At 37.8% G+C, this 26,535-nt stretch carries 32 protein-coding genes and 1 pseudogene; 6 read left to right on the top strand and 27 right to left on the bottom strand.

What is annotated here, in order from left to right:
* Positions 1-46: 46 nt before the first annotated feature.
* The 7 genes from DW721_RS09920 to DW721_RS16400 all read right to left on the bottom strand — a co-directional run bounded on the left by DW721_RS09920 (position 47) and on the right by DW721_RS16400 (position 5,946).
* Complete coding sequence (locus DW721_RS09920) at positions 47-1,849, bottom strand: diguanylate cyclase (RefSeq protein ID WP_118745647.1); 1,803 nt, start codon at positions 1,847-1,849, stop codon at positions 47-49.
* Positions 1,850-2,231: 382 nt separating this feature from the next.
* Entirely contained in the window at positions 2,232-3,305 is a 1,074-nt protein-coding gene (locus tag DW721_RS09915) for an FUSC family protein (protein ID WP_118745646.1), read from the bottom strand.
* 71 nt (positions 3,306-3,376) lie between these two features.
* Positions 3,377-3,805, bottom strand: coding sequence for a MarR family transcriptional regulator (locus DW721_RS09910; RefSeq protein WP_118745645.1), 429 nt, complete (start codon positions 3,803-3,805; stop codon positions 3,377-3,379).
* 65 nt (positions 3,806-3,870) lie between these two features.
* A complete protein-coding gene (locus DW721_RS09905) occupies positions 3,871-4,098 on the bottom strand; it encodes a GNAT family N-acetyltransferase (RefSeq protein ID WP_118745644.1) in 228 nt (75 codons plus the stop codon).
* A 204-nt stretch (positions 4,099-4,302) separates the two neighbouring features.
* Positions 4,303-4,503, bottom strand: coding sequence for a hypothetical protein (locus tag DW721_RS09900; RefSeq protein ID WP_118745643.1), 201 nt, complete (start codon positions 4,501-4,503; stop codon positions 4,303-4,305).
* Positions 4,500-5,333 carry an alpha/beta hydrolase gene (locus DW721_RS09895; RefSeq protein ID WP_118745642.1) on the bottom strand — a complete coding sequence of 278 codons (834 nt, stop codon included), beginning with the start codon at positions 5,331-5,333 and terminating at the stop codon, positions 4,500-4,502. Before DW721_RS09895 ends, DW721_RS09900 begins: the two co-directional genes overlap by 4 nt.
* Positions 5,314-5,946 carry a TetR/AcrR family transcriptional regulator gene (locus DW721_RS16400; protein ID WP_243035991.1) on the bottom strand — a complete coding sequence of 211 codons (633 nt, stop codon included), beginning with the start codon at positions 5,944-5,946 and terminating at the stop codon, positions 5,314-5,316. Before DW721_RS16400 ends, DW721_RS09895 begins: the two co-directional genes overlap by 20 nt.
* Before the next feature lie 237 nt (positions 5,947-6,183).
* Here DW721_RS16400 and DW721_RS09885 point away from each other — a divergent pair, with 237 nt between their 5' ends.
* Together DW721_RS09885 and bilS are read left to right on the top strand one after the other, a co-directional pair.
* Complete coding sequence (locus DW721_RS09885) at positions 6,184-6,510, top strand: TetR/AcrR family transcriptional regulator (RefSeq protein WP_243035990.1); 327 nt, start codon at positions 6,184-6,186, stop codon at positions 6,508-6,510.
* A 60-nt stretch (positions 6,511-6,570) separates the two neighbouring features.
* The gene (gene bilS, locus DW721_RS09880) at positions 6,571-7,083 is read left to right on the top strand and encodes a flavodoxin family protein BilS (protein WP_118498700.1); all 513 of its coding nucleotides are present in this window, start codon (positions 6,571-6,573) and stop codon (positions 7,081-7,083) included.
* Between the two features lie 51 nt (positions 7,084-7,134).
* Here the strand turns inward: bilS and DW721_RS09875 are convergent, their stop codons facing one another.
* From DW721_RS09875 to DW721_RS09850, 6 genes are all read right to left on the bottom strand, one after another.
* A complete protein-coding gene (locus DW721_RS09875) occupies positions 7,135-8,826 on the bottom strand; it encodes an EAL domain-containing protein (RefSeq protein ID WP_118745641.1) in 1,692 nt (563 codons plus the stop codon).
* Positions 8,827-8,872: 46 nt separating this feature from the next.
* Positions 8,873-10,591, bottom strand: a complete 1,719-nt coding sequence (locus DW721_RS09870; protein WP_118745640.1) for a methyl-accepting chemotaxis protein — start codon at positions 10,589-10,591, stop codon at positions 8,873-8,875.
* A gap of 108 nt (positions 10,592-10,699) precedes the next feature.
* Positions 10,700-10,984: a hypothetical protein gene (locus tag DW721_RS09865; protein ID WP_022013560.1), complete on the bottom strand. Its 285-nt coding sequence runs from the start codon at positions 10,982-10,984 to the stop codon at positions 10,700-10,702.
* A gap of 513 nt (positions 10,985-11,497) precedes the next feature.
* Positions 11,498-11,833, bottom strand: coding sequence for a nucleoside triphosphate pyrophosphohydrolase family protein (locus DW721_RS09860; RefSeq protein ID WP_118745639.1), 336 nt, complete (start codon positions 11,831-11,833; stop codon positions 11,498-11,500).
* Between the two features lie 179 nt (positions 11,834-12,012).
* Positions 12,013-12,348, bottom strand: a complete 336-nt coding sequence (locus tag DW721_RS16690) for a hypothetical protein (protein ID WP_347560375.1) — start codon at positions 12,346-12,348, stop codon at positions 12,013-12,015.
* A gap of 12 nt (positions 12,349-12,360) precedes the next feature.
* Positions 12,361-12,618: a DUF6462 family protein gene (locus tag DW721_RS09850; protein ID WP_243035989.1), complete on the bottom strand. Its 258-nt coding sequence runs from the start codon at positions 12,616-12,618 to the stop codon at positions 12,361-12,363.
* Positions 12,619-12,712: 94 nt separating this feature from the next.
* On the opposite strand from DW721_RS09850, the gene DW721_RS09845 reads away from it, so the two are divergent.
* Positions 12,713-12,871 carry a hypothetical protein gene (locus DW721_RS09845; RefSeq protein WP_243035988.1) on the top strand — a complete coding sequence of 53 codons (159 nt, stop codon included), beginning with the start codon at positions 12,713-12,715 and terminating at the stop codon, positions 12,869-12,871.
* Between the two features lie 362 nt (positions 12,872-13,233).
* Here DW721_RS09845 and DW721_RS09840 read toward each other — a convergent pair whose 3' ends face one another.
* Entirely contained in the window at positions 13,234-13,986 is a 753-nt protein-coding gene (locus DW721_RS09840) for a DNA polymerase IV (RefSeq protein ID WP_347560374.1), read from the bottom strand.
* Positions 13,987-13,988: 2 nt separating this feature from the next.
* Between DW721_RS09840 and DW721_RS09835 the strand changes: the two genes are divergently transcribed.
* A complete protein-coding gene (locus tag DW721_RS09835; RefSeq protein ID WP_243035987.1) occupies positions 13,989-14,675 on the top strand; it encodes a S24 family peptidase in 687 nt (228 codons plus the stop codon).
* Between the two features lie 83 nt (positions 14,676-14,758).
* Positions 14,759-14,956 carry a helix-turn-helix domain-containing protein gene (locus tag DW721_RS09830; RefSeq protein ID WP_118745637.1) on the top strand — a complete coding sequence of 66 codons (198 nt, stop codon included), beginning with the start codon at positions 14,759-14,761 and terminating at the stop codon, positions 14,954-14,956.
* 99 nt (positions 14,957-15,055) lie between these two features.
* Here DW721_RS09830 and ftsH read toward each other — a convergent pair whose 3' ends face one another.
* From ftsH to DW721_RS09815, 3 genes and pseudogenes are all read right to left on the bottom strand, one after another.
* A complete protein-coding gene (gene ftsH / locus DW721_RS09825) occupies positions 15,056-16,870 on the bottom strand; it encodes an ATP-dependent zinc metalloprotease FtsH (protein ID WP_118745636.1) in 1,815 nt (604 codons plus the stop codon).
* Positions 16,871-16,920: 50 nt separating this feature from the next.
* The gene (bsh, locus tag DW721_RS09820) at positions 16,921-17,910 is read right to left on the bottom strand and encodes a choloylglycine hydrolase (RefSeq protein ID WP_055302184.1); all 990 of its coding nucleotides are present in this window, start codon (positions 17,908-17,910) and stop codon (positions 16,921-16,923) included.
* Between the two features lie 21 nt (positions 17,911-17,931).
* Positions 17,932-18,114: pseudogene (locus DW721_RS09815) on the bottom strand (hypothetical protein); the annotation flags it as partial.
* A 160-nt stretch (positions 18,115-18,274) separates the two neighbouring features.
* Here DW721_RS09815 and DW721_RS09810 point away from each other — a divergent pair.
* Entirely contained in the window at positions 18,275-18,613 is a 339-nt protein-coding gene (locus DW721_RS09810; RefSeq protein ID WP_118745635.1) for a hypothetical protein, read from the top strand.
* A 206-nt stretch (positions 18,614-18,819) separates the two neighbouring features.
* Here DW721_RS09810 and DW721_RS09805 read toward each other — a convergent pair whose 3' ends face one another.
* The 10 genes from DW721_RS09805 to DW721_RS16620 all read right to left on the bottom strand — a co-directional run bounded on the left by DW721_RS09805 (position 18,820) and on the right by DW721_RS16620 (position 26,430).
* A complete protein-coding gene (locus tag DW721_RS09805) occupies positions 18,820-19,392 on the bottom strand; it encodes a CDP-alcohol phosphatidyltransferase family protein (RefSeq protein ID WP_118745634.1) in 573 nt (190 codons plus the stop codon).
* Positions 19,382-20,446: an FUSC family protein gene (locus DW721_RS09800; RefSeq protein WP_006858452.1), complete on the bottom strand. Its 1,065-nt coding sequence runs from the start codon at positions 20,444-20,446 to the stop codon at positions 19,382-19,384. Before DW721_RS09800 ends, DW721_RS09805 begins: the two co-directional genes overlap by 11 nt.
* A 31-nt stretch (positions 20,447-20,477) precedes the next feature.
* Complete coding sequence (locus DW721_RS09795; protein WP_005608371.1) at positions 20,478-21,521, bottom strand: HAMP domain-containing sensor histidine kinase; 1,044 nt, start codon at positions 21,519-21,521, stop codon at positions 20,478-20,480.
* The gene (locus DW721_RS09790) at positions 21,521-22,192 is read right to left on the bottom strand and encodes a response regulator transcription factor (protein ID WP_003698938.1); all 672 of its coding nucleotides are present in this window, start codon (positions 22,190-22,192) and stop codon (positions 21,521-21,523) included. Before DW721_RS09790 ends, DW721_RS09795 begins: the two co-directional genes overlap by 1 nt.
* A gap of 18 nt (positions 22,193-22,210) precedes the next feature.
* Positions 22,211-23,644, bottom strand: coding sequence for a phospholipase D family protein (locus tag DW721_RS09785; protein ID WP_118745633.1), 1,434 nt, complete (start codon positions 23,642-23,644; stop codon positions 22,211-22,213).
* Between the two features lie 197 nt (positions 23,645-23,841).
* Positions 23,842-25,401, bottom strand: a complete 1,560-nt coding sequence (gene cls, locus DW721_RS09780; RefSeq protein WP_118745632.1) for a cardiolipin synthase — start codon at positions 25,399-25,401, stop codon at positions 23,842-23,844.
* A 96-nt stretch (positions 25,402-25,497) separates the two neighbouring features.
* The gene (locus DW721_RS16100) at positions 25,498-25,686 is read right to left on the bottom strand and encodes a hypothetical protein (protein ID WP_243035986.1); all 189 of its coding nucleotides are present in this window, start codon (positions 25,684-25,686) and stop codon (positions 25,498-25,500) included.
* A gap of 30 nt (positions 25,687-25,716) precedes the next feature.
* Complete coding sequence (locus DW721_RS16395; RefSeq protein ID WP_243035985.1) at positions 25,717-26,013, bottom strand: hypothetical protein; 297 nt, start codon at positions 26,011-26,013, stop codon at positions 25,717-25,719.
* 44 nt (positions 26,014-26,057) lie between these two features.
* Positions 26,058-26,312 carry a PIN domain-containing protein gene (locus DW721_RS09770; RefSeq protein ID WP_118745631.1) on the bottom strand — a complete coding sequence of 85 codons (255 nt, stop codon included), beginning with the start codon at positions 26,310-26,312 and terminating at the stop codon, positions 26,058-26,060.
* A complete protein-coding gene (locus DW721_RS16620) occupies positions 26,302-26,430 on the bottom strand; it encodes a hypothetical protein (protein ID WP_279221171.1) in 129 nt (42 codons plus the stop codon). Before DW721_RS16620 ends, DW721_RS09770 begins: the two co-directional genes overlap by 11 nt.
* Positions 26,431-26,535 lie beyond the last annotated feature (105 nt).

Genomic DNA, 26,535 nt, shown 5'->3' with positions numbered 1-26,535 from the left:
TATTACTTATCTCCTAAGTCTTTCATATTTTTGTAATGTATATTTCTTATTCCGACAATTGATTATTTTTATTTTTTTCATAATGCCTGCAAACAATATCATAATCTATGAGCAATACATAGAAGACTTTACCATAATGTTCGCTTTCAACAATATGCCCTATATCAAAAACTTTTTTATATTCACCGCTCTTTGTCGCAAGATGATACCACACATAATCATTTGTCTTATTTTCCGCTATCTTGATCTGACTCCAGATATTTTCCTCCACTGCCTGTATTTCATCTGGATGTATAAGGTTTTTAAACTGCCTTTTTGTAAATTCAAAAAAATCATCCAAATCTTCGCATCCGACAAGCCTTATCATTTCCTGATTTGCATAAAGAATTTCTTCATCGTCAATATCTGCCTTGTAAATAAAAAATGCACCGGGAAGATTTGAAGAAATATCATTAAGCTTAAAACCAAGCTGCGTCCTTTTTTCTGACTGAATGTTGTCATTATAGCCAAGACATCCATTTTTTCCCTTAAGTTTCACTTCATACAAAGCTATATCTGCATAATGCAGCAATTCTGATGCTTTTTTCACATGAACCGGATATTCTGCATATCCCATAGAAATGCTATATGTATATTCTTCTCCCTTGTATCTGAATACACGGTTCATCTTACAAAATTCCTCAATTTTTTGCCGCATATCCTCAACATTGCAATCCTTTAATAAAATGCAAAACTCATCACCGCCATTTCGTCCAAGTATCGCATTATCAGAAAAAGTATCTCTCATAGACTCCGCCAGATGTTTTAAGGCTTTATCTCCGACACCATGCCCATACATATCATTTATTATCTTAAAGTTATCCACATCCAATAGGATACCTATACAGTTTTTATCACCGTTCTCGCTAATATAAATATCCAGTTGTTCATTAAAACCCATACGATTGAGCAATCCGGTAAGACTGTCCGTAACAGAGAGTATCTTAAACCGTTTACGCTGCTTTAACATGATAAGAAAAGCTGCCGTCACTCCCTCTAACAGCAATATTATAAATGTTCCACATAAATATATCGGAAGCATATCACTTTCCTGACTCCAGCCTTTTACAGGCATCACCTCAATCTTCCACACACATCCTCCAATATTAAATTCATGTGAAACCGAATCTGTAAACTTAGTTTTGGAGCTGTTTATAAGTTTGAACTTTTTAGTTAAAGGTGATTCCGTTTTATATAAACGATAATAATATCCAAATTTTGACAATGATTTCACTGAATCATTAAAAATCTCCGGCACCTTGATTATTACGATCGCAAATCCCCAAAAATATCTTTCTCCATCATTTTTTTGAAGATATACCGGATTTCTTATTGTTATACCACATCCACCCTGATTAAGTTTAAATGGTCCCTGTATAACTGTTATCTGATGCTTTATGCCATATCTGACTATCTCCCCGCGTATCTTATCATGAACAAGATCTATCTTTCCGGCATCATTGCTCTCAGACGGGTAAATGTCAGTAACCACCCCGTTAGGTGCAAGCTGAATACTCTGAACATAATCCGTCATCATCCTCTGAGCTATATCTTCAAATTGTTTAATATTCCCATTGTCATTCAAAAGAATATTTTTAAGTGAATTCGTTATATTAATACCCCGGTTTAGTTCCTCAACCATCCTGTCAGAATATGTAACAGCATTAAGTTTTGCTTTTGTCCTTACCTGTTTATAGCTTGCCATATTTACATAATTTGCGACAAATGATAAAATTCCAGCACTTATGATAAGCACCAAAAGTGGTAATAAACATCTAATTTTTGCAATTTTGAGTTTGTTCTTTCTCATAATCATCCAAACTCCTTTCAAATCAGTTTCATCTAATACTAATTTTGTATTATACCATGCGTATTATATAAAAGACAACGATATTTTCACGAAAAATGTTGTATTATGTAACAGTTCAGCCTTCCATAAAAAAATAAGGTAATACCTGATTATCAGAATCAAACTCTGACGCTCAAATATCACCTTATATATTATTACTCATCTGTCATTGTCTAGCAGACATTCACAATCTGCTGCCTGCTCGTATTAAATATTATGTTTTTTCAAAAGCCTTTTCTCTTGTTATAGTTTCAATAACTTAATACCCTCCGTATAAAACATTAAATTATATATTCATTATAGGCATTTGTGAAACTATTGCAATATGTACTTTATCCGCTTTTTATATTTCTCCTGCACTGGCACTTACATTCTTCCTGACATTTGTTAAATTTGCAAGAAAATTAAATACTTTAGTGCACACCACCGTGTAGACTGCCCCAAGCACATTCGCCCCTATTCTTAACTTTAATGCCATAGGCATACCAAAAATCCCCGATGCGATAGACAACGCACCAAATGTATTAAACACTGTCTGCCATGCATATCCTGCCGAATATCCGACACCGATTCCACCTATCATTCCGATATAAGGATACATTGTCTTTGGAAGAACCGTATAAAGCACCATAAAAATAAGACAGCCGACAACATTAAATATACCTCTGTCCGGAACTCTTTTTGTGCAGTCCGACGGAAACGGAAGACATACTGACATACAGGCAATGCCTGCCCACATTGCTCTTGGCAAGCCAAGTAATGACATGATAAGCATCGCACTTGATACTATCAGCGAAAGTCTTATATACCATCTGCTTCTTGCCGAATGAATATCAAACTCTTTGAAAAGGTCGATAAATTTTCTCTGATATGGACGATTTTTCTGATTTTTATAAAAAATAAACATACATAAAACCATACCAAAAATAAGTCCCGCCACACGAAGTGTATATTCGTGTCCTGTCACATCATATCCCTGCAGCAGCAGGTAACCGAGAACAAAAGTTGAATGATTATACATAATAACATTGTGACATCCAAGTATCATCAACAACAATATACAGATAACATTTACAAAAAATGCCGGTACAGGTGTAAGCGTGTTTGTAAATCTCGGTCCTGCCATCAGTATTAAATATATACCCGCTATAGATAAAAGACCATGCGTTGTCCTTATCCCAAAATCAGCCTGTCTTAAAACAAGAACCGCGAGCAAAACCGTAACCCCAACTACACTGTTATTGCTGCCTGTAAATTTTGTAAATAGTGTCACGACCGCAACACAAAATATCATAACCAGATATACCTTAAAATTATAAATAAGTATGTGTCTAAACTTTTCTTTTTTGTCTTTAGTTGATTTTATAAGCTGCTTAGAACCAGCTGAACTTAACTGTAATTCCTGGTAAAATGTCATATTTCCTCCGTTTCCTGTACTTCATAATAAAAGTACAAAATCCTATAGCAATCTGCGGCATTATTTTATAATCATGAAAGAATATTATTTGCTTCTTCAATAAGTTCAAATAACTGCCGAAACCGTAATTCACTCATTTTTTCTTTCAATTCATACAATGGATTCATATAATAATAGTACATCCTGTCTATTTCTTCTTTTCCTAAATCTGTTACCCTTATAACATAGCTCCGCCTGTCAATCTCATCCCGCTCTTTACTAATAAATTTTTTTCTCTCTAACTGCTCTGTCAGCCTGCTTATGATAGTCTTACTCACCCCCATTGCCATCGCAAGCTGCCCCGGTGTCATAAGTTCTTTGGCAAATGCCACCCTGAATAAAAAATCAATTTCCTGTGCCGAAATCTGGTTTCCTTTCTGTGTCTTTCTTATTGCCAGACTCCCGAAATGCCTCAGCTCTCCCTGTTTCTTTACCATATCAAGCCAATTTTCATCTTTCATAAGCCACCTCCATATAGTTTACATTGTAAACTATATAATAAATTTAAGTAAAAGTCAACCGGAAACTATATGGTGCATAACCTTGACTTCTGCTCTGGAAGCTTCATCAGATCAAAATCAATATATTCTCCATTGATTTTAAAAAAATGAGGAAATGTACATAGTTTCCGAAAACCATATTTCTCATACAAATGTATGGCACGGATATTTCTACTGCGTACTTCAAGATTCAACTGCTCAAAGCCATTCTCCTTGGCGAAAGCAAAAATTTGAAATTTACTATACTCAATCATAAATTACTCTTTTCTCCTGCTTTATCATAACAAATTACTCATCCTTACATCCATCATTTCTGTCCTTCCTTTAACTTTGCATACACATAGGTATCCTTCCATATAAGCACCCCTTCTCATCCTTTCAAATGATAAAAAATACATTTCATAAATTCCCAGTATCATATACCAACCAGCATAACATTCACAACACTTTAAAATTTTTCATTTACAGTTTTTGATTCCACTTGACGTTATATAAGTTCCTACCAACATTACCAATACCGATATAACTGCAATAATGCCAGAAATGAAATCGCCGATGCCATTTCCATCCACAATAAAATGAATAGCAGCCAATATTATTCCAATAACTATCAATATAATTCCATATAATGCTTTTTTCCACTGTATATTTGATTTCATCCGAGCACTCCTTTCCTATCTGCCTCGCTGATAAATTTTTTTATCAGTCTGTTTACTTCATCAGGCTGGTCAGCGTTGGAATTATGACCAGCATTCTTTATCCATTTAAGCGGTAAACCTTCTCTTTGATGCCATTTTTTATTGTAGCTTTTTGCTGAGCCCGCTTTATCCTTTTCGCCACAGATAAGAAGTGCCGGACAACTGATATGATATGGCAGATCTGCTTTGATTGCCTCAGCAAGCATTCTGTAACCAAAACCGGCAAGCCTTGCATATTCTTTAGGATCTGAATCATAGGACATCATCATCTTCCGCATAAGCTTCTGTCCATAATCCGTCTCTGCACACCCTCTTGAACCAGCCCTAAGAAGTGCTTTCCATGGATATATTTTATATAATGGCTCTGCTCTTTCAAGAAGCCATATTTCCATTGCTGTCATATAAGACTTTTGAAGCGGTGCAGAATCAATGGAGATAAAGCCCTTCATCTTATCTGGATATAATTCCATATACATTTGAGCCAGATATCCACCCATAGACTGACCGATAATGATGGGATTATAAATTTCTTCTTTTGCTAAGATTTTATCAAGCCATTCTGCCATGTCAGACAGACTGTAATTATTCGTAAATGGTCTGGATAATGCATGTGATGGAGCATCCCATACAAACACATTCTGTTTCTTCTCAAAATATTCTATCTGCTTCTCAAAAAGCCTGTGGTCTGCTGTAAGTCCTGGTAAAAAGACTAATGTAATTTTCTGCTTGTCTATTATATTTACAAAATAATGGATGCAGCCACTGGAGGTCTTATAACTTTTTTCTATCATTTTCAGTTTCCTTTCCATAAACTATTTCCCAATGATTTATCATTTCCAGATATTCATGCTCAAAAACAGTTACATCATAATTTCCTGTTCTGTACCAATATTTAAGCATACCATCTGAGGCATACAGAATTTCTTTATATATACGAACAAACTCTATATCCTTACGGATGAAATCGAGATTCAAAATTGACAGAAGCAATTCCAATGTCGTTTGGGCAGCATCCTGTACATCCGGTTGGATAATTGATTGAATATCCGGCTCGATTTCAAAGTATGAATTAATGGAAAACAGGGATAAAAATGTGTATTTTCTCATCACTGCACACTTAGCCATCAGACCACGACGCATCATTTCAAAAAAATCATCTGTTTCATATACCTTATATTTACACATATATTTTTTTGTTAAATCCGCTGCATGATTCCATAAAAAAATATATAGCTCCTGTTTGTTATGAAAATAATGAAACAAAAGTGACTTGGATATTCCGGCTTCTGCTGCAATTTCCGAGGTTGGTGCCTTCTTATATTGATTCATTGCAAATACTTTGTATGCAGCATTCAATATTTGAGATTGTTTTTCCTCCGGCAATGCATAAAATTTTTCATTCATAAGCTACCTCCATTGACCGTTTCGGTTAATATGAGTATATACCCATTGACCGATTAACGGAAGACCTTACTCTCTTGTTTTTTACTTTAAAAAACGTTAGAAATATAGAGGTTACAGTCGAGAAAAGACCGAATCATGTTTTGTGAATTGTCTCCAGACGAATTTACAAAGCTTAATTGTTATAATATAATCAAGTTATATAAACAGTTTATATAACTTGATTATGTAGGGAATAAAATGCCAAAACAAAGGATTACAAAAGAAATGGTCGTCAATTCTGCTTTTGAAATCGCACGAAATTACGGAATGGAGCAGGTTATGGTTAAAACTATTGCAGAAAAGATAGGATGTTCCGTACAGCCTATCTATAGTTACTGTAAAAACATGGAGGGACTGTGGCAGGATGTTACTCAAAAAGTAAGCAGTTTTATCGGAGAATATGTTCAAACACATATTGATAAAGACGATATTTTTGGAAGCACCGGGAGAACTTATATCCAATTAGCGAAAGAAGAGCCAAATTTATTTAAGATTTTTATTCTGCATAAACGAAACGGCATTTAGGCGAGGTTTGATTTTTCGCAAACGCCTATCTTATGATCCTATGAAAGGAGACAACATGATATGAAGAATAAAAAATATTCCATCGTTTATAGCAGCTTAACAGGTAATACCAAGGTGCTGGCTGATGCGATCCACGAGGCATTACCTCAGGATGAATGTGAGTATTTCGGTGTGTCCGACACAGTGATCCCTTCTTCCGAACTGCTCTATATCGGATTTTGGACAGACAAGGGAAATGCAGATACCAAGACATTACAGCTATTATCGCAGTTAAAGAATAAACAGATTTTTCTGTTTGGAACTGCTGGCTTTGGTGGCAGTGATATCTATTTCCGGAAAATCCTGAATCAGGTTAAGCAGTTCGTTGATACAAGTAATGTTATCGTCGGAGAGTATATGTGTCAGGGCAGAATGCCACAGTCTGTCCGGGAACGCTACTTGAAAATGAAGGATGCTCCCGATCATCCGACAAATCTTGATGTATTGATCCAGAATTTTGACTGTGCATTGTCTCACCCTGATGCAGATGACCTGAAGAAACTGAAAAAAGCCGTTAGGAACTCATCCTTCTGATAAGACCATAAAATAAGGCAGACCCACATAACTGAGTCTGCCTTACTCTCTTTATTTAACATTAATGCCACTGACATATTGCTGTAGAAACTGTTTCTTTCCACAAGGTCTTCCAAAATAATATCCCTGCAGATAATCAACCTTCATTTCTTTCATTTTCAGAAGCCATTCTTTTTCCTCGATGCCTTCTGCACATATCCTGACGTTAATACTATGTACCATGGGGATGATATTTTTATATAATTCATAGTCCCTGTCACTGTTCATCGCCTTGGCAGTAAAATCCCTATCCATTTTCACGTAACTTGGATTCATATCACGGATACAATGAAGATTCGAATATCCTGTTCCAAAATCATCGATCACAAAGGGAATCCCGTTCTTGTCCAGAGTTTTACGAAATTTACAGAACGAAGGTGTCATATCCATAAATCCGCTTTCTGTCATTTCAACACATAAGCATTCCGGCTGTAATGAATATTTTTGAATTGCATCCAAAATATCCCGCTCCACATTGCCTTGCAGAATCTGAACATAGGATACATTTACATTCATCCGGAAGTCAGGAATATATTTCTGCATTTCACAGCACATTGCTGCAGCTTTGTTCAAAATATATCTTCCAGCGGGAATGATCAATCCGGTCTCTTCCAATAATGGGATAAACTCCATCGGTGAAACAAACTCCCGCCCCTCTTCCGTTATCATGGAAAAACGCATCAATGCCTCTGCTCCATTAATCTGTTCCGTCTGGCAATCCACGATTGGCTGATAATTGACTTCAAAGCCTTCATAATTGTTTACAATAGCATTACGAAGTGCTGCTACGATTCTTCCTTTTTGTAAAAAGTCCTCATAGTCATTCTGGTCAAAAACATAGAATCCATTTTTACCCATGCTTTTTGCCTGTTTCAAAGCAAATTCAAACTTTTTACGGCATTCTTCAGTTCCCTCACAAAATGTTGCTGCATCTATAACACCGATAGAAATAGAAAATATAGCTTCATAATTTTCGGCTACTATGAAATTATGAAGTTTATCTGTGATCTTTTCTTTCAGTGCCACAGCGTCTTCCGTAGAAGATGCGTCCAGATCCACGATCACATACTGATCCGCTACCAGATGGTAAATTCTCTGCTTGTCTGAAAGGCATTCCTTCATGCAGCCGGCTACGCTTTTCAGGATATAATTACCATAATCCGCTCCCCTAGAGCTATTGATCGCTCCGAAATCATCAATTCCTACATGCATAAAAAAGCCCTTTGAAATGGGTTCTTTTTGTGCACGCAGGTAAGCAAGGAATTCCGGACCGCCAAGCAATCCTGTGACATTATCAGCCCTTCTCTTGTTGCCGGTCTCATTCAGACACCCGACCAGATACTCTGCCTTTCCCTGCTGATCAATGATCACGATACCACGGCAGTTAATCCAAACCGGCATACCTTCTTTATCAAGCCACCTGTAATGAAGATTATGTACATTTTCTCTTCCTTCGCATATATCCGCAAGATGCTTTGCAAGCATCTCACGGTCTTCCTCATATACTACCTTCATAACTTCATTTGCAGCATCTGTCAGAACATTTTTCGACATATTAAACCGATTCACAGCTGACTGTGAAATCTCAAAGATATTATTCTGCAGATCAAATATATACAGGTAATCATCCATACATTCTGTAATGATCTCAAATAAGATTTCTGCTGTCTGCTCTCCAAACACTCTAAATATATCATTAATCACAACAAGAACCTTCCTTCCGACAACTTCACTCTATTCCTGTCATTTTCTAGAATAGCTTAAAGATATTCACACGGTCATGCATCTTGGCTGCTCCCTCTGCCAGATTAATACTAATCGCAGTATTCTCTTCTGAGGCTGCTGCATTACCCTGTACTACGCCGGACAACTGTTCTATTCCCTGACCGATCTGCTCCAATGACTCAGCCTGGGAGTTGGCTTTCTCCATGGTGTTCTCTGCAATATCTGCAAAGGACTCCATATCTGTAATGATCAGATTGAATGCATCGGCGGTTGTTCTTGTAATCGTATTGCCCTTTTCGATTTCCACTAAGGTCTTATCGATCAAATCTCTTGTATTTACAGCAGATTTTGCACTGTCTGCTGCCAGCTTTCCGATCTGATCCGCAACTACTGCAAAGCCTTTTCCTGCTTCTCCTGCTCTGGCAGCTTCAATGGAAGCATTCAGGGATAACAGGTTGGTCTGGGATGCAATATCCTCGATATCTGTGATAATATTACCGATCTCCTTGGAGATTTCTGTAATGTGCTCCATTTCCATCAGAAGCTCGTTCATCTTTTCTTTTTCTTCGTTCGCTTTGTTTGCAGAGGCTTTTACACGTGCCGATGCGTTCTGTGTTACTTTCGCTGTATCTTCAGCCATATCCACAACCGTATCAATGGTGGCATTCAGTTCCTCGATGACTCCTGCCTGCTCTGTTGCACCATCCGCCAGGGATTTTGATGCATTTTCCACCTCGGATGAATTCGATGATACCTGTTCTGCCAGATTGCTGATCTCGCTCAGGGTACTGTTAAACCGTCTCAGAATATACAGCAGTGATGTCTTCAATTCCGAGAAATCACCCAGGAAATCTGTAATATCATCACCATTTCTGGTCAGGTCACCCTGCGCGATTGCCTTTACCTCCACAGAGATCTCGCTGACATAATCTGCCAGAATACCCATGGCTTCTTTCAGATTCCTGATGGTATCGCCAAACTCATCCTCAGACTCATAGGTAAGCATTTCTACATTAGACAGTTCGCCCTTACGCAGGCTGGCAACTGCTGCATCTATCTGTTCTACCGGTTCGGTAATGGAATTGGTAATGATACTTCCGATCAGTGTCGTCACTACAGCAATCGCAAGACCCGCTGCCACGATCACAATAAATATGATTACAGTGCATACATTAGCCATGGTCTTTGCCTGATCTAATTCTACCTGGAACCTGTCACATAATTTAGTTAATTTATCAGCAAAAGACGTATAGTTTTCATATACCTCTCCAATCATAAGCTTCGCTGCTTCCTGCTGTTTGTTATCACGGCTTAACTGCAATATTTCATCTGAATTAGCCCTGTATCCTTCCCATGCAGAGCTTGCCGCTTCATAATCATCTTTTCCTTTTTGCGCTTTTCTGTCTGCTTCAATGATTTTATTTAATTTCGCACTGGTATCCTTGATCTGGCTCTCCAGCTTCTGAATTTCTTCTTCGCAGGAGTTCATGGTTGCTGCATCTGATGATACCAGATGCTGATACTGTTTGATTCTGTATTTCGCAGTCATTGTCTCCAAATCCTGCAGATATTCCAATGACGGAGACCAGACCTCCGTGATCTTCTCTATATTTGAACGGATCACTGCTGTCGAGATCAGTGCCACCAACACTAAAAATACTGTCATAACAAGCACTGTCATTTGATATACTTTTAATTTTCCTGCAACCTTTAAGTTAGCTATACGCTTTTTAATCTTTTCCATGATAGTTTTCCCCTCCTTTGTAAATTCACATTTGTTTATCCATAAACAGTTATACTATAGCATACTTTATTGGAAAAATCTAGTACAAAAGTATTAAATTATTTTCTACTAAATATTAGTGGTTCTATTGCTAGAAACATTACTATTTAATCTGTCTTTTTCTCTGCATGAGCTTTGTAACAGTTCCTCAATCTCCATTTTGCCTGTATGATAAATCACATCCATGAACTCATCGCCGCATCTCTTTTCTTGATGATATATGCTTTTCTTCATATTTTGCTCTGCTGATTGCATCCTCTTAATTCTTGATTTCAGCAATTCTATCATTCGCATAAAATATAAAGCATTTTTTCTTATACTGATCCACGCAAGTTCTTTTAAGCATATGTCCATATCCTTCACTCACAATATGTTTCACAACTTTAAGATTTCTTGTAACGATACTCTGTGACTTTTCTTCTTTATTGAGAATATCTTTGTCAAATGTTTCCCAACACTTCCACTTCCTTTTTAGTTATGTTAGTAGGTGCAACCAATTCAGCTTGAATCTTTATTAAATATAAGCCATATAATCAACCTCTTTTCTATTAAGGACAGCTATATTTCAGACTGTCCCTTCCGTTGCAGTTCCCTTTTACATCAAACCTACTACTATACAAGCTAATCTGTAAAATGGGTTCCTTGCGACTTTCTTCATATGCTCCGCTTTCTCTCTTACCGCCTTGCTTGTCATTGATCTATATTATGAGCAGGCAATGCCTGTTGTAATGATTAAATCGGGCTTTCCCCGATGTGGTATGCTTCAACCACCTCCTTTCAAGGTGCAAAAAAAGCACCTTAACCATATTGGCTAAAGTGCTTGTATTAGTTTGATATTAAATTGTTGTGAGTCAGACAAACTTGAAGTTATATATCTCCTTTTAGGCGCACTAAAGATTTTTTTGTTTCAAATCCGTCTGGATATCTCATCTTTAATTTATCAATATTTGCTTGAAAAATATCTTCAAGAGATATATCTAGTGCTGTCGCAGCTTCTGCCAAATACCAAGCTACATCTCCGAGTTCATTTGCCAAATGTTCCTTGTCCAATTCATGTCCTTGAGCCATCCATTTTTTTACTATATCAATGGCTTCTCCTGATTCACCACATAAGCCCATTACACTATTTATTAATACATCTCTTTTACTTAGTTCAGGATTTAAAGTAGTCATTGCCAATTCCTGATATTCATTAATGTTCATTCTAATTTCCTCCATAATGTGCAAATTCCGATTGCTCTAAGTTTTCTCAGTTACACCTTCTTGCCCTTCGGACAAGAAGTATCCCTCGCTCAAAGAGCTCGGTCAATTTCGATTTGTAAAACACATTCTTTTTTACATAGGCACAGTATACCACATTTTCTGTGCCTATGCGATAACATTTACTGCTTCTTCCGATATGAACTCATCTTCTCCACAGTAACCTCCGGATAGAAATAAGTCAGAATCATTGCTTTCGGAACTCCTGCAGCTAATGCTTTCTTCACCTCTTCCTTCTGCCCCGGCGCATATGACCAGTGCAGCATTCGATTTGTGATTGTATCCTCCCACTTAGGCTTTTCCCTCTCAGGATTCCTTACAGGCTTAACATGATAGCTGTAAGTTGGTTCATATGGTATATGCCCAGTAATCTCCTTATCAAAGTCATAATTTCTTTGATAGCCTGTTGTCATATTCACTTTTTTCGAGGTTTCCCTCAGATGAACATATACTATCACAGAACTTAAAAATCACCGATAGACAACACTGGTGTATTTTATTTTTTGCACTGAAATATGGTGTTTATTCCTATCATTCCATATATGTGCAGGCAAAGGTCTTGATGGTTCTCTGAATTTTTCCAAATAACTCTCAAATATCTCTGTATTAATCGGGGCTGAATTTCCAACTTTATAAACAGCTCCCTCCTCCTTTGCAAGAGTCATAATTCTTGTTTTTCCAAGTCCATATATAGCTGCACCTTCTACTGCATTTACATATTTTTTCATTATACCTTTTGTATCTGAATAACACTTATATGAGTAACTCATAAACTTAAAGGGCTTGAATGTCGATAAGTTAAAAGCAGAATATCAGGAACTGATGAAGCAGAAAAGTGAGATAACTTCCACCTATAAAGATTATGAAAAGGAAGTGCGTAAGCTAAATCGAAAGTTGGAAAATCTCAATCAGTATCTCGGACGGACACAGCCCGATCCGGCACAGGAACAACAAACGAAAAAAGATACTCCGAACCTGTAAATGGGTAAAAAAATAGGGGTGCCAAAACACCCCTATTTTCCTAAACCTCTTGCAAAATCCGCAAGGCTGGTTTATAATCAGCTTAGAAACCGAAGGATTTTGGTGTGTCCAACGGTTGCACAATCGGAAACAAATAATCAGTTTAAAAATCAAACGGATTACAGGCTATCCCCTATTGGCGTAGAGGATAGCCTTTCCGTTTATTTGCGGTTATGTTTATTGTCTATGTATGTCAAGGCTGCAAATACAACCAGTAAAAGTGTAAGCACTTCTAAAGTATTCATACCGACCTCCTTTCTGTTTCCAGAAAGGACAACCGCAAGACTATCCCTACTGCTCTAATCTGACTGAAAAACATTATATCATGTGGTGTCGAATTTTGCTAGTACCGACTTATAAAATATCTGATAAGCATATGCAGCTATCTCTCCGGTGATATTCTTTGCATGGTCAATCTTTTTCTGACGGGTAAAAGAGAATAGCTCATTATCCCTGACACTTATCTCAACCACTCTGCACCGGAATCCATTCTCACGAAGTCTTGCTGCAACACTCTCAGCCAGAATATAAAGAACAATCTTTACATCCTCATCGCATACTAAATCCTTTGGCGTCGTTGTGCTGTTTCCCACCGATTTGATTGGAGCGTGGGTATTCTCCAGCTTGACAGGTGAATCATCATAGCCATTAGCAAACGACCATAAGATACTGCCCATCTTTCCAAGGTGACTGTTAAGCACATCTTCATCTGCTCTTGCAAGATCACCTATAGTTTTGATACTAAATAATGCAAGCTTTCTGTTCGTACTTTTGCCAACGTATAGAAGATCTGCCACCGGAAGTGACCATGCCTTCTGCTTAAACTCACTCTTATACATAGTAGTGATAGCATCCGGCTTCTTGTAGTCAGAACCCAGCTTTGCAAATATCTTATTGAAAGAAACACCAACACTCACTGTGATGCCAAGCTCTGACTTCATTCTCCTGCTGATTTCCTGTGCGATAAGCAATCCATCCCCTTTAAGGGAACTGCTTCCTGTCACATCAAGCCAGCACTCATCAATCCCATATGGTTCCTGTCTGTCCGTATATTCTGCATATATCTCATGAGCCATCCTTGCTCCAGCAGGATCTCGCTGATGAATTAGCTAAGGAAGGTGTTACCATTTCCTACAAAGCTATATCTAACTGGGAAAGAAATCTTGCTGAACCAAGCGTTACCATATTTTACAAGGTGTGTAGAATCCTTGGTATTACTAATATGTATGAAGCATATTTTGGAGTAAATCCTGCTGATCCTTTTTCATCACTTACTGATGAAGGCAGGGAAAAAGCTATGGATTATATTAATCTGCTCCACGCATCCGGAATGTATGAAAAGCAGACTGCTAAGATAATTCCATTCCGAAGCATTGATATTTTTGAAAATACTGTATCAGCCGGAACCGGTAACTTCCTTGTAGACGGACCGAAAGAGACTGTATGTATAGATGAATCTATCTTACCGGAAGATACTACTTTCGGTGTCCGTATTAGTGGTGACAGTATGGAACCTGAATTCCACGATGGTCAGATTGCATGGGTATTACAGCAGGAATCTGTTGCTAATGGAGAAATCGGCATCTTCGCTCTAAACGGAGAAGCCTATATTAAAAAATTGCAAAACGATACAGACGGAATCTTCCTTATCTCGCTTAATGAAAAGTATGCACCTATCAAGGTTAGTGAAAATGACCGCTTAGACATATTTGGAAAAGTTCTTGGAAAATCTGATGCTTCTGCTATTACAGGACATTACCGATAAAATTGCAAGTCCTTTTTATCGGACACATCATTTTGCATAATTGACAATAAGAAAATTCTATAGAACTGAAAGAAGGGATTTTTATGGCGGTTACCAATAATATCCGAGAAATCCGAGAACAGCGTGGCATTTACCAAGATGACCTTGCCGCTGCTATCGGATTCAGCACCAAAACTGTCGGCAGGATAGAACGTAGGGACAGCACCCCATCTGCCGAGTTTATGCTACGGATTTCTAAATACTTTAATTTATTGGTGGAAGATGTCTTCCGCTCCCTGTAAATGAGAATTTGTCCGCTCCTTTATATAAAATAATTCCATTTTTCAGAACTACTAACTATTTTTCTTATCTAAATGACATTGATTATCTAATTAACTACATTATTTTCTGTCTAAAATATCCATAAATTCGTCACCTGTAATTGTTTCCTTCTCATACAGGTACATAGCCAGTTCGTCCAGTTTTTCCCTGTTTTCAGCAAGGATTTTTCTTGCTTTTTCATGCTCTGCTTTTACGAGCTGCACGACTTTTTCATCAATTTCCTTCTGCGTATCTGCAGAACAGGAAAGAGACGTATCGCCGCCAAGATACTGGTTGGTCACGTTTTCCATTGCCACCATGTCGAATTCATCTGTCATGCCGTAGCGGGCGATCATCGCTCTTGCAATTTTTGTTGCCTGTTCGATATCATTGGAGGCTCCGGTCGTGATCTCACCAAATACGATCTCCTCTGCCGCACGTCCGCCTGTAAATGTAGCAATCTTATTCTCAAGTTCTTTTTTCGTCATCAGATATTTATCACCCTGCTCAACCTGCATAGTGTAGCCGAGTGCACCTGAGGTACGCGGGATGATCGTAATCTTCTGGACCGGAGCTGAATGACTCTGTAATGCAGCTACCAGAGCGTGTCCTATCTCATGATATGCAACAACCTTCTTCTCTTGATCTGAAAGAACCGCATTCTTCTTCTGATATCCTGCAATAACCACTTCTATACTTTCTTCGAGATCAGATTCATTTACAACGGTCCTTCCACTACGGACAGCACGTAATGCTGCTTCATTTATAATATTGGCAAGCTCCGCACCGGATGCCCCCGATGCCATACGTGCAATCGTATGCAGGTCAACATCATCAGATGCTTTTATCTTCTTTGCATGAACCTTTAAAATTGCTTCACGGCCTGCAAGATCCGGCAGTTCAACCGGCACACGTCTGTCAAAACGTCCCGGACGTGTAAGTGCCGGATCTAACGACTCCGGACGGTTCGTTGCAGCAAGAATGATGACACCATTATTTCCTTCAAATCCGTCCATCTCTGTAAGAAGCTGGTTTAAGGTCTGCTCCCTCTCATCATTTCCGCCCATTTGTCCGTCACGCTTTTTACCAATGGCATCAATTTCATCAATAAACACGATACATGGTGCCTTTTCCTTTGCCTGTCCGAAAAGATCTCGAACTTTGGAAGCTCCCATACCGACAAACATCTCAACAAATTCTGATCCGGACATTGAGAAAAATGGTACATTTGACTCACCCGCCACTGCTTTTGCAAGCATTGTTTTGCCGGTTCCCGGAGGTCCTACAAGAAGGACACCTTTTGGCATAGACGCACCTACATCGGTATACTTCTTCGGATTGTGAAGATAATCAACGATCTCTGAAAGGTTTTCTTTCGCCTCATCTTCTCCTGCAACGTCTGAAAAACGAATTCCCTCACTGGATTGCACATAAATCTTCGCATTGCTTTTTCCCATTCCAAAAGCCATCGAATTTTTTCCTCCGGCATGCTCCATCAGTTTCTTCGCCATATAATTTCCCAGTGCGATAAAAAGGATCAATGGCAAAACCCCGGTCAGCAAGAAGCTGATGATCGGTGACATCTGCTTATCAATATCTTTTGCGAATACTGCTCCACATTCATATAGCCTGTCCGTCAGGTTCGGATCGTTCATCAGACCTGTTTTATAAATATTTTTTTGATCTTTATCTGTAAAGATGATCTGATTGTCATTAACTTCTACTTCACCAATATTCTTCTTCTCGATCATGCTCATAAAAGTTCCATAATCCGTTTCCTTTACCTGATGCTCCATAAGGATTGGTGTGACAACCAGATTAAATACGATCAGCACTATTAACACAATCCCATAATAATATGCCAGTGGTTTTTTCGGTGTTTTAACTTCTTTCATGGTCTTTCCTCCTGTTGTTCTGCGTTATGCTTTCTCCGTGCATTTTCGTATTATTTATTCTGCCATCTGACTTCGCCCTTGGACAGAAGCGGATAACAGATCAGCTGATCTGAATCCAGATTTTCCGCATGCATGTCAACCGCTGTGATCTGATGATTATCATAAGTCGTATAATAATAAATACCTTTTGCTGTATTACAACAGGACGTGTATATCGTGATCTCATATTTGCCTTCTGTCACCTCACAGCATCCACGCTGCTGATCTACGGATCCTAAGATATGGAAGAACTGGCTTACACTCTCATCCTCTTCTTCACCGGAGATCGAATTTAATTTTGTAAAGGCAACTTTCACAAATCTTGACTGGCTGGAAAGATCTCCAGGTATTCCCATTCCACCCATTCCTCTGCTATATGCATCAAGCTGTAATACTCCTGCAAAAGTACTCTCCGGCTGTTTTCTGGATACTCCGGCATAATTATTCAGTGCAAACATCTGACTCGGGAATGGTGGATTATTGGTAAGCACTCCTACCGGATTATCATATACATGCAGCCCATCTTTCATAGACTCAACAACGATACAGGAGTCTTTGTCTGCAATGATCCAGTGAAGCTGTGCTGTCGGCAGCTGTTCACTGAATGCTGTACCTGTCAGTCTCATTGCTGCCAGCTTCTCTCTCGCCTCTGCTACAGTAGCACACTGTGTAAGGATCCATGGGATGAACTCGAACTGTGCCACCTGGCTGACTTCTGTTTCATCTTCCGGCAAAGCCTCTTCATATGCCGCATTGCCGACAAAATTAAGACCTGCCATTCCAAGGCCTTTTTCATTAACAGCATCATAATAAAGCGGATAACCTTCTGCAACAAATGCCATTCCGATCAAAGCATAATGGCTTTTTATCTTCCCGGAAAACCGGAAATCAAATTCGTAATTTCTTGGCGTTATCGTGATCTGTTCCCCATAGGAAAATTCATAATCAAGCGTTCTGCCCATATAAAAATCCTTTGTTTTGTAAGTTGCTGCTGTACACATATCGAACACCTCTTCTTTCTGCTATAATAGTCCTGCAAACAATCTCATAAACAACTGTACGAGCCGTAAATATGCACTCCGTCCTGTGCGGTACTTTTCGGTCACTTCCCTGCATTCATTCATGGTTGCTCCCAGATCATCTCTTATATCCAAAACTGTCTGACTATCCGCCATAAAACAACCATTTTCAAAGTGGTGATAAAGCAATGCCATTCAGTTAAGCATCATTTTAGTGGTTTTCTGTCATAGAAAGCCACTGTTTTTATACCTAAAAACTTTAAAAATATTACAAAAAACAGTTGACAAGTAAGCCAATATATGTTGCGCAAGCCTTGATTATAAACATATTTCAAGGAGGCTCATTATGGCTGATTTTTTCTTATCTAATTTAAAATCCACACTCGACAACTGCATCACAGAACTCGATGAAATTCACTCCATGTTCTGCCGTAATCCGAAAAGTGATTTTACTAGGAACCGCAAACTTTCTTTCCGCGAGTATATTCAGTTTATGCTCCAGATGCAGAGTAAATCCGTTTCAAATGCAGTAAACATATGCAGGGCATATCTCAAACACGATGGTAACGAAACAGAGTCCATGCTTCTCATACAAAAGCATCTGACACCTGTCAGGTACAATCGAAAATATCCTATCCACCTCCGTCCAGAGAGAAATAGGAATTTCATGTATCGGGTTGCATAAACCTCGTTACCATTATACTGCATTATGAGGCAGATAAGCAATCTGTCTTTTTGTCATAAAAAACCTTATCTAAATGACATTGAATGATTTATTTTCTATCTAAAATTTTATTAAACCGACTAAAGACTCCATAGTTTGTGTGTTTGACTTAATGTTTATATCTATCTTCTCCTAAATATTTTCTAGTCATTGCAATATAAAATTGCTTATACAGTCTCTCCCTTAAGAGTCCTGGTATTCTGGATAATATACAGAGCGACCGATATGACCATCATTATAGCACACAAACCAATCAACAGATCTGATACCATTGGTGTAATGTGGAACCATATAATATGCACCGCTGCAGTTCCATATAATAAAAAGGTTACTATCTTTCCATGCCAGTCTGCACCATGTACTTTTCCTGTCTTTCGTATCACAAGACATCCACTGACTACCATATACAGCTCCTTACCTGCCATTATTACGATTAAAAGAAGCATATGCGGAAAACGAGTAAACAGACAGATTAACATCGCTGCCTGTGTCAGCTTATCAGCCACCGGATCAAGTATTTTTCCTAAATTACTAATCCTATGGAATCTTCTTGCGATATATCCATCAGCAAGATCCGTAATACCAGACAGCAATAAGATTTCACCAGCTAACAGAGGATTTTTCTTTACACAATAACTCCATATAATTACCGGAATCAGACAAAGCCGAAAAAAAGAAAGAAGATTAGGAACCGTAATAATTCTATTCAAATTTTCTTCCTGATTCACTTTACTCTGCATGTACGGTCACATCACTTTCCTTTTTTTTAGACATAAACCAATAAAATATAACACAAAATGCTAAAGCAAACACAACACCAAAAACATTTTGAATCACTCTAAGACTAACCGCTCCTTGTAGTCCATAAGTCTCTGCAGCAATGGCTAAAGCACCAAATGTGTTAAATACTGCCTGCCAGCCATATTGTGCTGAAAATCCTACACCGATTCCACCAAGAATTCCTATATATGCATAGATTGACGAAGGAAGCAGAAAATATAATACTGTAAAACATATAACACCTGCAATATTTCCGACAATCCTTTTACGGACTCTGTAGTGCATATCTTCCATAAACGGCAAAATCGCGGACATGGCCGCAATACCAGCCCACATTGCACGTGGCATATTACAAAGTTCTGCAATGCAAAGGACAATCGGTACGCATAAAATCTGACATATCTGCCATTTTGTTCTGGAAGAAGTGATATCAAATTCTTGTATCAGATCTTTCAGATTTCTTTTATAAGTTCTGTTTTTATGATTTCGATAAAATACGAAGCAGGTAAGTGCTGCACCTAAAGCCATTCCGACTAATCGCATCTGATAGCTTTTTCCCGTAACATCATAACCATATAGCAGTAGATACCCAAGAACCAATGTAGATTGATTAAACATGAATGGATTATGGCATCCGAACAGAATCAACACAGCCAGTGCCGCAATATTTAACAGCATTCCCAATACCGGTGAAAACTGATTTGCTAAATGCGGACATACAGTCATAATTACAAAGAACAAAGCCAAAAGCATTGTAGATTGTCCGGTGTGGATCCCCAGATCCGCATTCCGAAATACCATAAGGCATAATAAAACTACTACACCCACAATACTATTCTCATTTCCAAATAAGATACTGAAAATAGTAACAAATAAAAAACAAAATGCCATTGTAACAGCTATCTTTACCAAATATACCAGTATATGATATGATTTTTCTTTCACTGTTTCACTCTTTTTCAACAGATTTTTAGAACCTGCCTGATTTAACTGCAATTCCTGATAAAATGTCATGTAATTCCTCCTCTATCTGTTTTTCTTAAACTTATATGGCCTCATCTTTCTGTATTGGAAGCTCTACAACAAATCTGCATCCACCATATTCCCGGTTTTCTGCCTTGATTGTCCCGCCAGCACTATCTACGATCCGTTTCACAAGTGCAAGGCCGAGACCATTTCCTTCTGCTTTGTGAGAACCGTCTGCCTGATAAAATTTATCAAATATTCTGGTTTTCACATCATCCTCTATTCCCGGTCCTTCATCTTCCAGAATAAACATTACAGAATCCTTTTCCTGCTTCAGAAACATCATAATTGTCCCCTTTGCAGGACTGAACTTAATCGCATTATCTAAAAGATTCATCCATATATGCATAAAAAGTCCTTCATTCCCAGTATATTTAACTTCCTCCAGCTCTACCTGGAAACCAATTTCTTTTTCTGTCCATTTTGTCTCCAGGGAAAGAAATGCCTGACGGATCTGTTCATCCAAACGATATTCTGTTTTTTTCATTGGTATGTTCTGATTCTCTAACTTGGATAACAGCAAAATATTTCCAACCAATCCGGAAAGCCTTTGGGTATTAAACAGGATTTTTTCTACATATTCCTCTTGCTCCTGAGACAGTTCTTCTCCCTGAAGAAGCATTGTATACCCTTCAATGGCATTAATCGGGGTCTTAAACTCATGAGAAACATTAGATACAAAATCCATCTGCAGCACCTCTGTTGCACGAAGCTCTTTTGTCATCACATTAAAACTCTGATAAGATTCTCCAACTTCTGCTATACGGCTGTTCGTTTCCAAATGCTGTTCAAAATCTCCCCGAGAAACTTCCTTCATTGCTTTACTAAGTCTGGTAATTGGTTCTAGTAACTTTGCATTAATAAAGGAAGTAATCAGCCCTGCAATCAATGTATTGAAAATCAAAAGCCAGCCAAGCACAGGTATGCTGCCCGGCAGATTAAAAAAATGATTCAAAAAAGCAAATAATAAAGCAGATATGACTGTTGAAAATACAAGTGCCAGCCAGATTGCACCAGTCAGACAGGATCGGATCCGCAATCCTTTTTCTTTCTTTTGTTCCATTATTTTTTCACCACCTTGTATCCAATTCCACGCATTGTTACGATTTCAAAATCAGGGTTATCTTTAAAACGCTCTCTGATTCTTCCTATATGTACCTCTATCGTATGTGGGTCTGCCTCCGTCTCGTATCCCCATACTTCATCCATCAACTGTTGTTTTGTAAATGTTCTGCCTGGCGAAGCTGCAAGCTTATATAAAAGCAGGAATTCTTTTTTAGGCAAAACAAGACTTTCCTTATCAGTTGTAACCGTCATTGCATCATAATCAAACTCTGTTGAACCGATCACAATTTTGTGTTCATTCAGTATCTGTGCACGGCGAAGCAGTGCTCCAACTCTTAAAACCATTTCATTCACATTTACCGGTTTTACCATATAATCGTCACTTCCCGAAAGAAATCCCTGACGCATATCATCAAAGGAACCTTTCGCAGTGATCATAAGCACTGGTATCTGATATCCTGCTGAACGAAGTTCTGACACCAGTTCATAGCCATCCATAACCGGCATCATAATATCAGAAATGATCAGATCAATATATTCCTTATCCAATACTTCTAATGCCTGTGCTCCATCCGATGCACTTTTGACCTGATATCCATTCTTCTCAAGCACTTTTTGGAATAGCTGGCTTAATTCTTTATCATCTTCTACAATCAATATTTGAAACACGTTTTCCTTCCTCCTTCATTAAAACAGATACCTTGCCCATCCAAGCAGATGCTGTACCAAAAATATTTTTCTCTGACGTTTCTTTGTTAATTCGATTGGCTCTACATGATATGGATCACGATAGGTTCCATCTTCCAATACCTGGCGGGACACTCTTTCATATTCCATCATGCCCTCTTCCAACTGTTTATTAATATCTTTACTGCGAATTACAAGCATCAGTTCCGTATCCAGATATGCACTTCTCATGTCCATATTAAAGGAACCGATTACAGACAGATCATCATCAATCAGAATACTTTTTCCGTGGTATGAATAACCGCCTTCATATTCCCAGATATTAATTCCTGTACTTAAGATTCTATTTCTGTTTTTCGCATAATCGGCAGCCCCAAATGGATTCCCATTATTCGCAACTGAATTTGTCATGATAGAAAAATCTGAAACGTTCTCTGCAATCTCCTCCCATGTATTATACATCATATCATTACAGATAATATATGGCGTGTGGATCTTCACACGATTTTTTGCATTTTTCATCAATTCTCCCAACTGATACCACACTACTGGTTCTTTGGAACCTGTGTGAATAGGATTTGACACTAATGCAATCTTTTCTGTCTCAAAAGTTTCGTCCGTGTAATCGGTATCGCAGATTCTTTCCTTATTCTCTTCAAAATATTTCTGATAGCCGTTCTGCAGCTCTAAAACTGCGTTCTTTACAGACTTTCTATTTGCCAGTTTTTTATTGTCATGAAAATAACCACTGTCTTCTTGTTCCCATATCGTTTCAAAATACTCTAACAACTGGTTAACTGAATTTTCTTTCTCAGGTTCATCGCAAACCACTAACACGTCTCTGTCATAGTTCTTATGTCCCGGAAAATCACCCAAGAAATAATTGTATGTATTTCTTCCCCCAAGAATATATCTCTTTCCATCTGCAATCAAATATTTATCATGCATTCTACCCATCATCTTCCATGGTTTCCACGGATTGGCCTTATTATACAGTTTAATTTCAACATTCTCATGGGAAGATAATCCATAGAAATACGGATTTCCTTCCATATCAATCCAGCTCTCCATTCCATCTACTAACAGACGAATATGTACACCTCTGTCTGCCGCATCATGCATTGCTCCTAAAATCAATTTTCCACTTTCATCGGATTGAAATGCAAAAGTAGAAAGAATAATTTCCTTTTTTGCATTCTTGATCAAACGCACTCTTTGTAAAAGCGCTTCTGGATTCTTTTCTATGATTACTGCCCGTTCTGTATTTTCACTGCATTCGTTCCATGACCCATTTTTTGTTTCTTTTTTGGTTGTATTGGACACTTCCGGCTGCTTTTTATATGCAACGCAGATTCCGAGCAATTCATAAAAAGCCACACATAAAAAAATTGCCAGTATAACAAGAAGGATTTTACATATTTTATGCTTTTTCATTGTACATCACCTGATTCCTTTTTATTTCATACTTATACAATACAATGGAAAACTCAATTTAACCTCAACAAGGTTTGTTTTTTCATCCATGCAAAATCTTCTTTGTACAACAGACTGTTAGATATAGCAAAAACGGCCTTTCAAAAACAGTTAACTTCTAAATCAACTGTTTTTTGAAAGGTCGTTTCATCAGATTCTTATAGCAATCCAGCAAATAATCTCATAAATAATTGTCCCAGTCGCAAATATGCACTTCGTCCGGTTTGATATTGGTCTGTCACATCACGACATTCTCCCATCGTTCTTATCAGATCATTTTTTATTTCCACAACTGCCTGACAATCTGCCATAAAACAGCCGTTTTCAAAATGGTGATATAAACTTCGATAATCCAAATTAATTGTTCCACAAGTTGCCATACAGTCATCTGCCACACTCATTTTTGCATGACAGAAACCAGGAGTCCACTCATAAACACGAACACCATGTTTAACTAATCCATGATAAAAAGAACGAGTTATATTATAAATGAATTTTTTATCAGGGATACCAGGTGTGATAATTCTTACGTCTACCCCTCGCTTAGCAGCCAGACATAACGCATGCGTCATTTCATCTGTTATAATTAGATATGGAGTCATAAACCAACAATATTTTTCAGCTTTATTTATCATACTGATATAAACTTCTTCTCCTACTTGCTCATTATCCATAGGGCTGTCTGCATAAGGTTGAACAAACCCAGTTTGCTGTGCCGCATAATCATAGTGGAAAAGGTATTTACTAAAATCAGAATCATTAGCATCCTTATCACTTATTGCATTCCACATTTCCAAAAATGTCACCGTAAGCGACTGAACAGCATCTCCTTCTAAACGAATACCTGTATCTTTCCACTGTCCATACGGGTGTGTGTAATTAAAATATTCGTTTGCTAGATTATATCCACCTGTAAATCCGACTTTTCCATCAATAACTGTTATTTTTCTATGATCACGATTGTTCAAAAACAGATTTAAACCTGGCATAAACGGATTGAATACACGGCAATGAATTCCTATTGCCTCCATCTTTTTCACAAAATCTATGTTAATAAAGCCTATAGAACCCATATCATCGTAGAATACTCTAACTTCCACACCTGCTTTTACTCGCTCTTCCAGAACATCTTGAATCTTATGCCATGCTTCAGCGTCTTCTATCGCATGATATTCCATAAAGATAAACTTCTGTGCTTTCTCCAAATCCTTAAGCTGTGCCTCTAATCCTTTCACTGCTTCATCAAAATACACAATATCCGTATTCTGATATATTGGATACTGCGAATTTCTTTGTATGTAACTTGCTATATTTCCTGCTTTCGGAATTGTTTCTTTTATTTTGCTCAAACACTCCTGACTGTCCGGAAGCATTGGTAACAATTTGCTATCAATTTCTGCATATCGCTCACGCATTTTATGTGTGCCACCATTCAAACCAATCAACAAATACAGGCCTACACCCATAATTGGGAAAATTAGAATTAAGATGACCCAAGGCATTTTCATAGAGGATGTCTTATTTGATGCGTACAATCCCAAAACCAAGATCCCACTCAAAATCCTTGTAAATAAATTTATGATTTCTGCATATTCATTCAAGCGTGTTACGATAGTAATAATAAAAATCACTTCCAGAAGAATGCAGATTATGGAAAAACACAGCCGTTTTACCCCATTTTTTGTTTTTGCTTTGCCCTCTAAAGTATCTTGTTTCATATATATTCCACCTTCCTAATATTTCCGGCATTAACGATTACCTGCACATCTGTTATCTTTGTTATGTCGCCTCTTATAATTTTTATTATATACATCTTATTGCTCCTCTTCTAAAGCCTGCCAGGGTTCCAGTCCCATTTCTTCCCAAGTTACTCCATATGGTGCTCCACCGGAAGTATATCCTGCAATATAGAAAAATGTGTCATCCTGACAAGTATTATTTTCTACTGCATGATTTTTCATAGCCTGCCTTTTTGCTCTCCGCTGTTTTCTTTTCATTTTCAAAACAGCAGCCTTTTCTTCTGGAGTTTTCTTTCACTTTCTCATATTCAGTTTTTCAAGAGTAATACCATTCTGAATATCTCGTAATATACGCTCCTCATAGCCTACTTCTCGCTTATCTACAATTCTGCCAAACTCCTCATACTCTGTTTTAGGAGCAAGTGCCTGTACTGTTGCATATAGTTTTCTGCAAATACTGCTATTTTCGGAAGCATTTGGCATTCTATGATTCTCAAGATAAAACCTTATATACATGCTATAAGTTTTATCAGCAATAGCACTCTTCTGTTTTTGCTTTAAATCTTGATAGCTTCTATCTATTCTTCCCATTGAAATATCCTCACACAGCCATAAAGATTTGACAGCATTTTATATCACAATATGTCTGAATCACCACTTGCCGCAGAAATATAATCTGTCAAAAGCGTATTTTTCAATGTGCTTTCCTTTGCAGTATAATCTTTCCTTAATATAAAGAACATATTAGAAATAGAATGAGCTGCAATGCAACCTTTTGTATTTCCCTCGGTACATGACGAGATTACTTTCTTTGCATCCTCAAAGAATGGTTCTCTTTCAAGAAGATAATCAAGTAATACATTTGTATCAATCAGAATTTTACTTACCATATTTATCTTCCATGTAAGATGCTAATTCTGCATCATCATCGGTAACAGTTCCCTTTTTGCGTAACTGCTCTAATCTTGCAAAAGCATCTTTCCTTTCCTTATTAGAATCATTATACAATCCATTTACACCCTGCATAATCTGAATTACAAAGGATAACTTATCTTCTGGTATCTTTTCCAGTTACATTATTGCACTCTGTCTTAATGCTGTCATAGGTCATAC

The organism is Clostridium sp. AM27-31LB (assembly GCF_003480745.1).
GTDB lineage: Bacteria > Bacillota > Clostridia > Lachnospirales > Lachnospiraceae > Butyribacter > Butyribacter intestini.
The sequence above is the reverse complement of the archived record's forward strand: the minus strand, read 5'-3'. Positions and strand labels throughout refer to the sequence as shown.

What these genes read in the sequence shown, in the direction of transcription:
- DW721_RS09920 (WP_118745647.1), bottom strand. Translation starts at nt 1,849, where the DNA reads ATGAGAAAGAACAAACTCAAAATTGCAAAAATTAGATGTTTATTACCA.
- DW721_RS09915 (WP_118745646.1), bottom strand. Translation starts at nt 3,305, where the DNA reads ATGACATTTTACCAGGAATTACAGTTAAGTTCAGCTGGTTCTAAGCAG.
- DW721_RS09910 (WP_118745645.1), bottom strand. Translation starts at nt 3,805, where the DNA reads ATGAAAGATGAAAATTGGCTTGATATGGTAAAGAAACAGGGAGAGCTG.
- DW721_RS09905 (WP_118745644.1), bottom strand. Translation starts at nt 4,098, where the DNA reads ATGATTGAGTATAGTAAATTTCAAATTTTTGCTTTCGCCAAGGAGAAT.
- DW721_RS09900 (WP_118745643.1), bottom strand. Translation starts at nt 4,503, where the DNA reads ATGAAATCAAATATACAGTGGAAAAAAGCATTATATGGAATTATATTG.
- DW721_RS09895 (WP_118745642.1), bottom strand. Translation starts at nt 5,333, where the DNA reads ATGATAGAAAAAAGTTATAAGACCTCCAGTGGCTGCATCCATTATTTT.
- DW721_RS16400 (WP_243035991.1), bottom strand. Translation starts at nt 5,946, where the DNA reads ATGAATGAAAAATTTTATGCATTGCCGGAGGAAAAACAATCTCAAATA.
- DW721_RS09885 (WP_243035990.1), top strand. Translation starts at nt 6,184, where the DNA reads ATGCCAAAACAAAGGATTACAAAAGAAATGGTCGTCAATTCTGCTTTT.
- bilS (WP_118498700.1), top strand. Translation starts at nt 6,571, where the DNA reads ATGAAGAATAAAAAATATTCCATCGTTTATAGCAGCTTAACAGGTAAT.
- DW721_RS09870 (WP_118745640.1), bottom strand. Translation starts at nt 10,591, where the DNA reads ATGGAAAAGATTAAAAAGCGTATAGCTAACTTAAAGGTTGCAGGAAAA.
- DW721_RS09865 (WP_022013560.1), bottom strand. Translation starts at nt 10,984, where the DNA reads ATGGACATATGCTTAAAAGAACTTGCGTGGATCAGTATAAGAAAAAAT.
- DW721_RS09860 (WP_118745639.1), bottom strand. Translation starts at nt 11,833, where the DNA reads ATGAACATTAATGAATATCAGGAATTGGCAATGACTACTTTAAATCCT.
- DW721_RS09850 (WP_243035989.1), bottom strand. Translation starts at nt 12,618, where the DNA reads ATGAAAAAATATGTAAATGCAGTAGAAGGTGCAGCTATATATGGACTT.
- DW721_RS09845 (WP_243035988.1), top strand. Translation starts at nt 12,713, where the DNA reads ATGAAGCAGAAAAGTGAGATAACTTCCACCTATAAAGATTATGAAAAG.
- DW721_RS09840 (WP_347560374.1), bottom strand. Translation starts at nt 13,986, where the DNA reads ATGGCTCATGAGATATATGCAGAATATACGGACAGACAGGAACCATAT.
- DW721_RS09830 (WP_118745637.1), top strand. Translation starts at nt 14,759, where the DNA reads ATGGCGGTTACCAATAATATCCGAGAAATCCGAGAACAGCGTGGCATT.
- ftsH (WP_118745636.1), bottom strand. Translation starts at nt 16,870, where the DNA reads ATGAAAGAAGTTAAAACACCGAAAAAACCACTGGCATATTATTATGGG.
- bsh (WP_055302184.1), bottom strand. Translation starts at nt 17,910, where the DNA reads ATGTGTACAGCAGCAACTTACAAAACAAAGGATTTTTATATGGGCAGA.
- DW721_RS09810 (WP_118745635.1), top strand. Translation starts at nt 18,275, where the DNA reads ATGGCTGATTTTTTCTTATCTAATTTAAAATCCACACTCGACAACTGC.
- DW721_RS09805 (WP_118745634.1), bottom strand. Translation starts at nt 19,392, where the DNA reads ATGCAGAGTAAAGTGAATCAGGAAGAAAATTTGAATAGAATTATTACG.
- DW721_RS09800 (WP_006858452.1), bottom strand. Translation starts at nt 20,446, where the DNA reads ATGACATTTTATCAGGAATTGCAGTTAAATCAGGCAGGTTCTAAAAAT.
- DW721_RS09795 (WP_005608371.1), bottom strand. Translation starts at nt 21,521, where the DNA reads ATGGAACAAAAGAAAGAAAAAGGATTGCGGATCCGATCCTGTCTGACT.
- DW721_RS09785 (WP_118745633.1), bottom strand. Translation starts at nt 23,644, where the DNA reads ATGAAAAAGCATAAAATATGTAAAATCCTTCTTGTTATACTGGCAATT.
- cls (WP_118745632.1), bottom strand. Translation starts at nt 25,401, where the DNA reads ATGAAACAAGATACTTTAGAGGGCAAAGCAAAAACAAAAAATGGGGTA.
- DW721_RS16395 (WP_243035985.1), bottom strand. Translation starts at nt 26,013, where the DNA reads ATGGGAAGAATAGATAGAAGCTATCAAGATTTAAAGCAAAAACAGAAG.
- DW721_RS09770 (WP_118745631.1), bottom strand. Translation starts at nt 26,312, where the DNA reads ATGGTAAGTAAAATTCTGATTGATACAAATGTATTACTTGATTATCTT.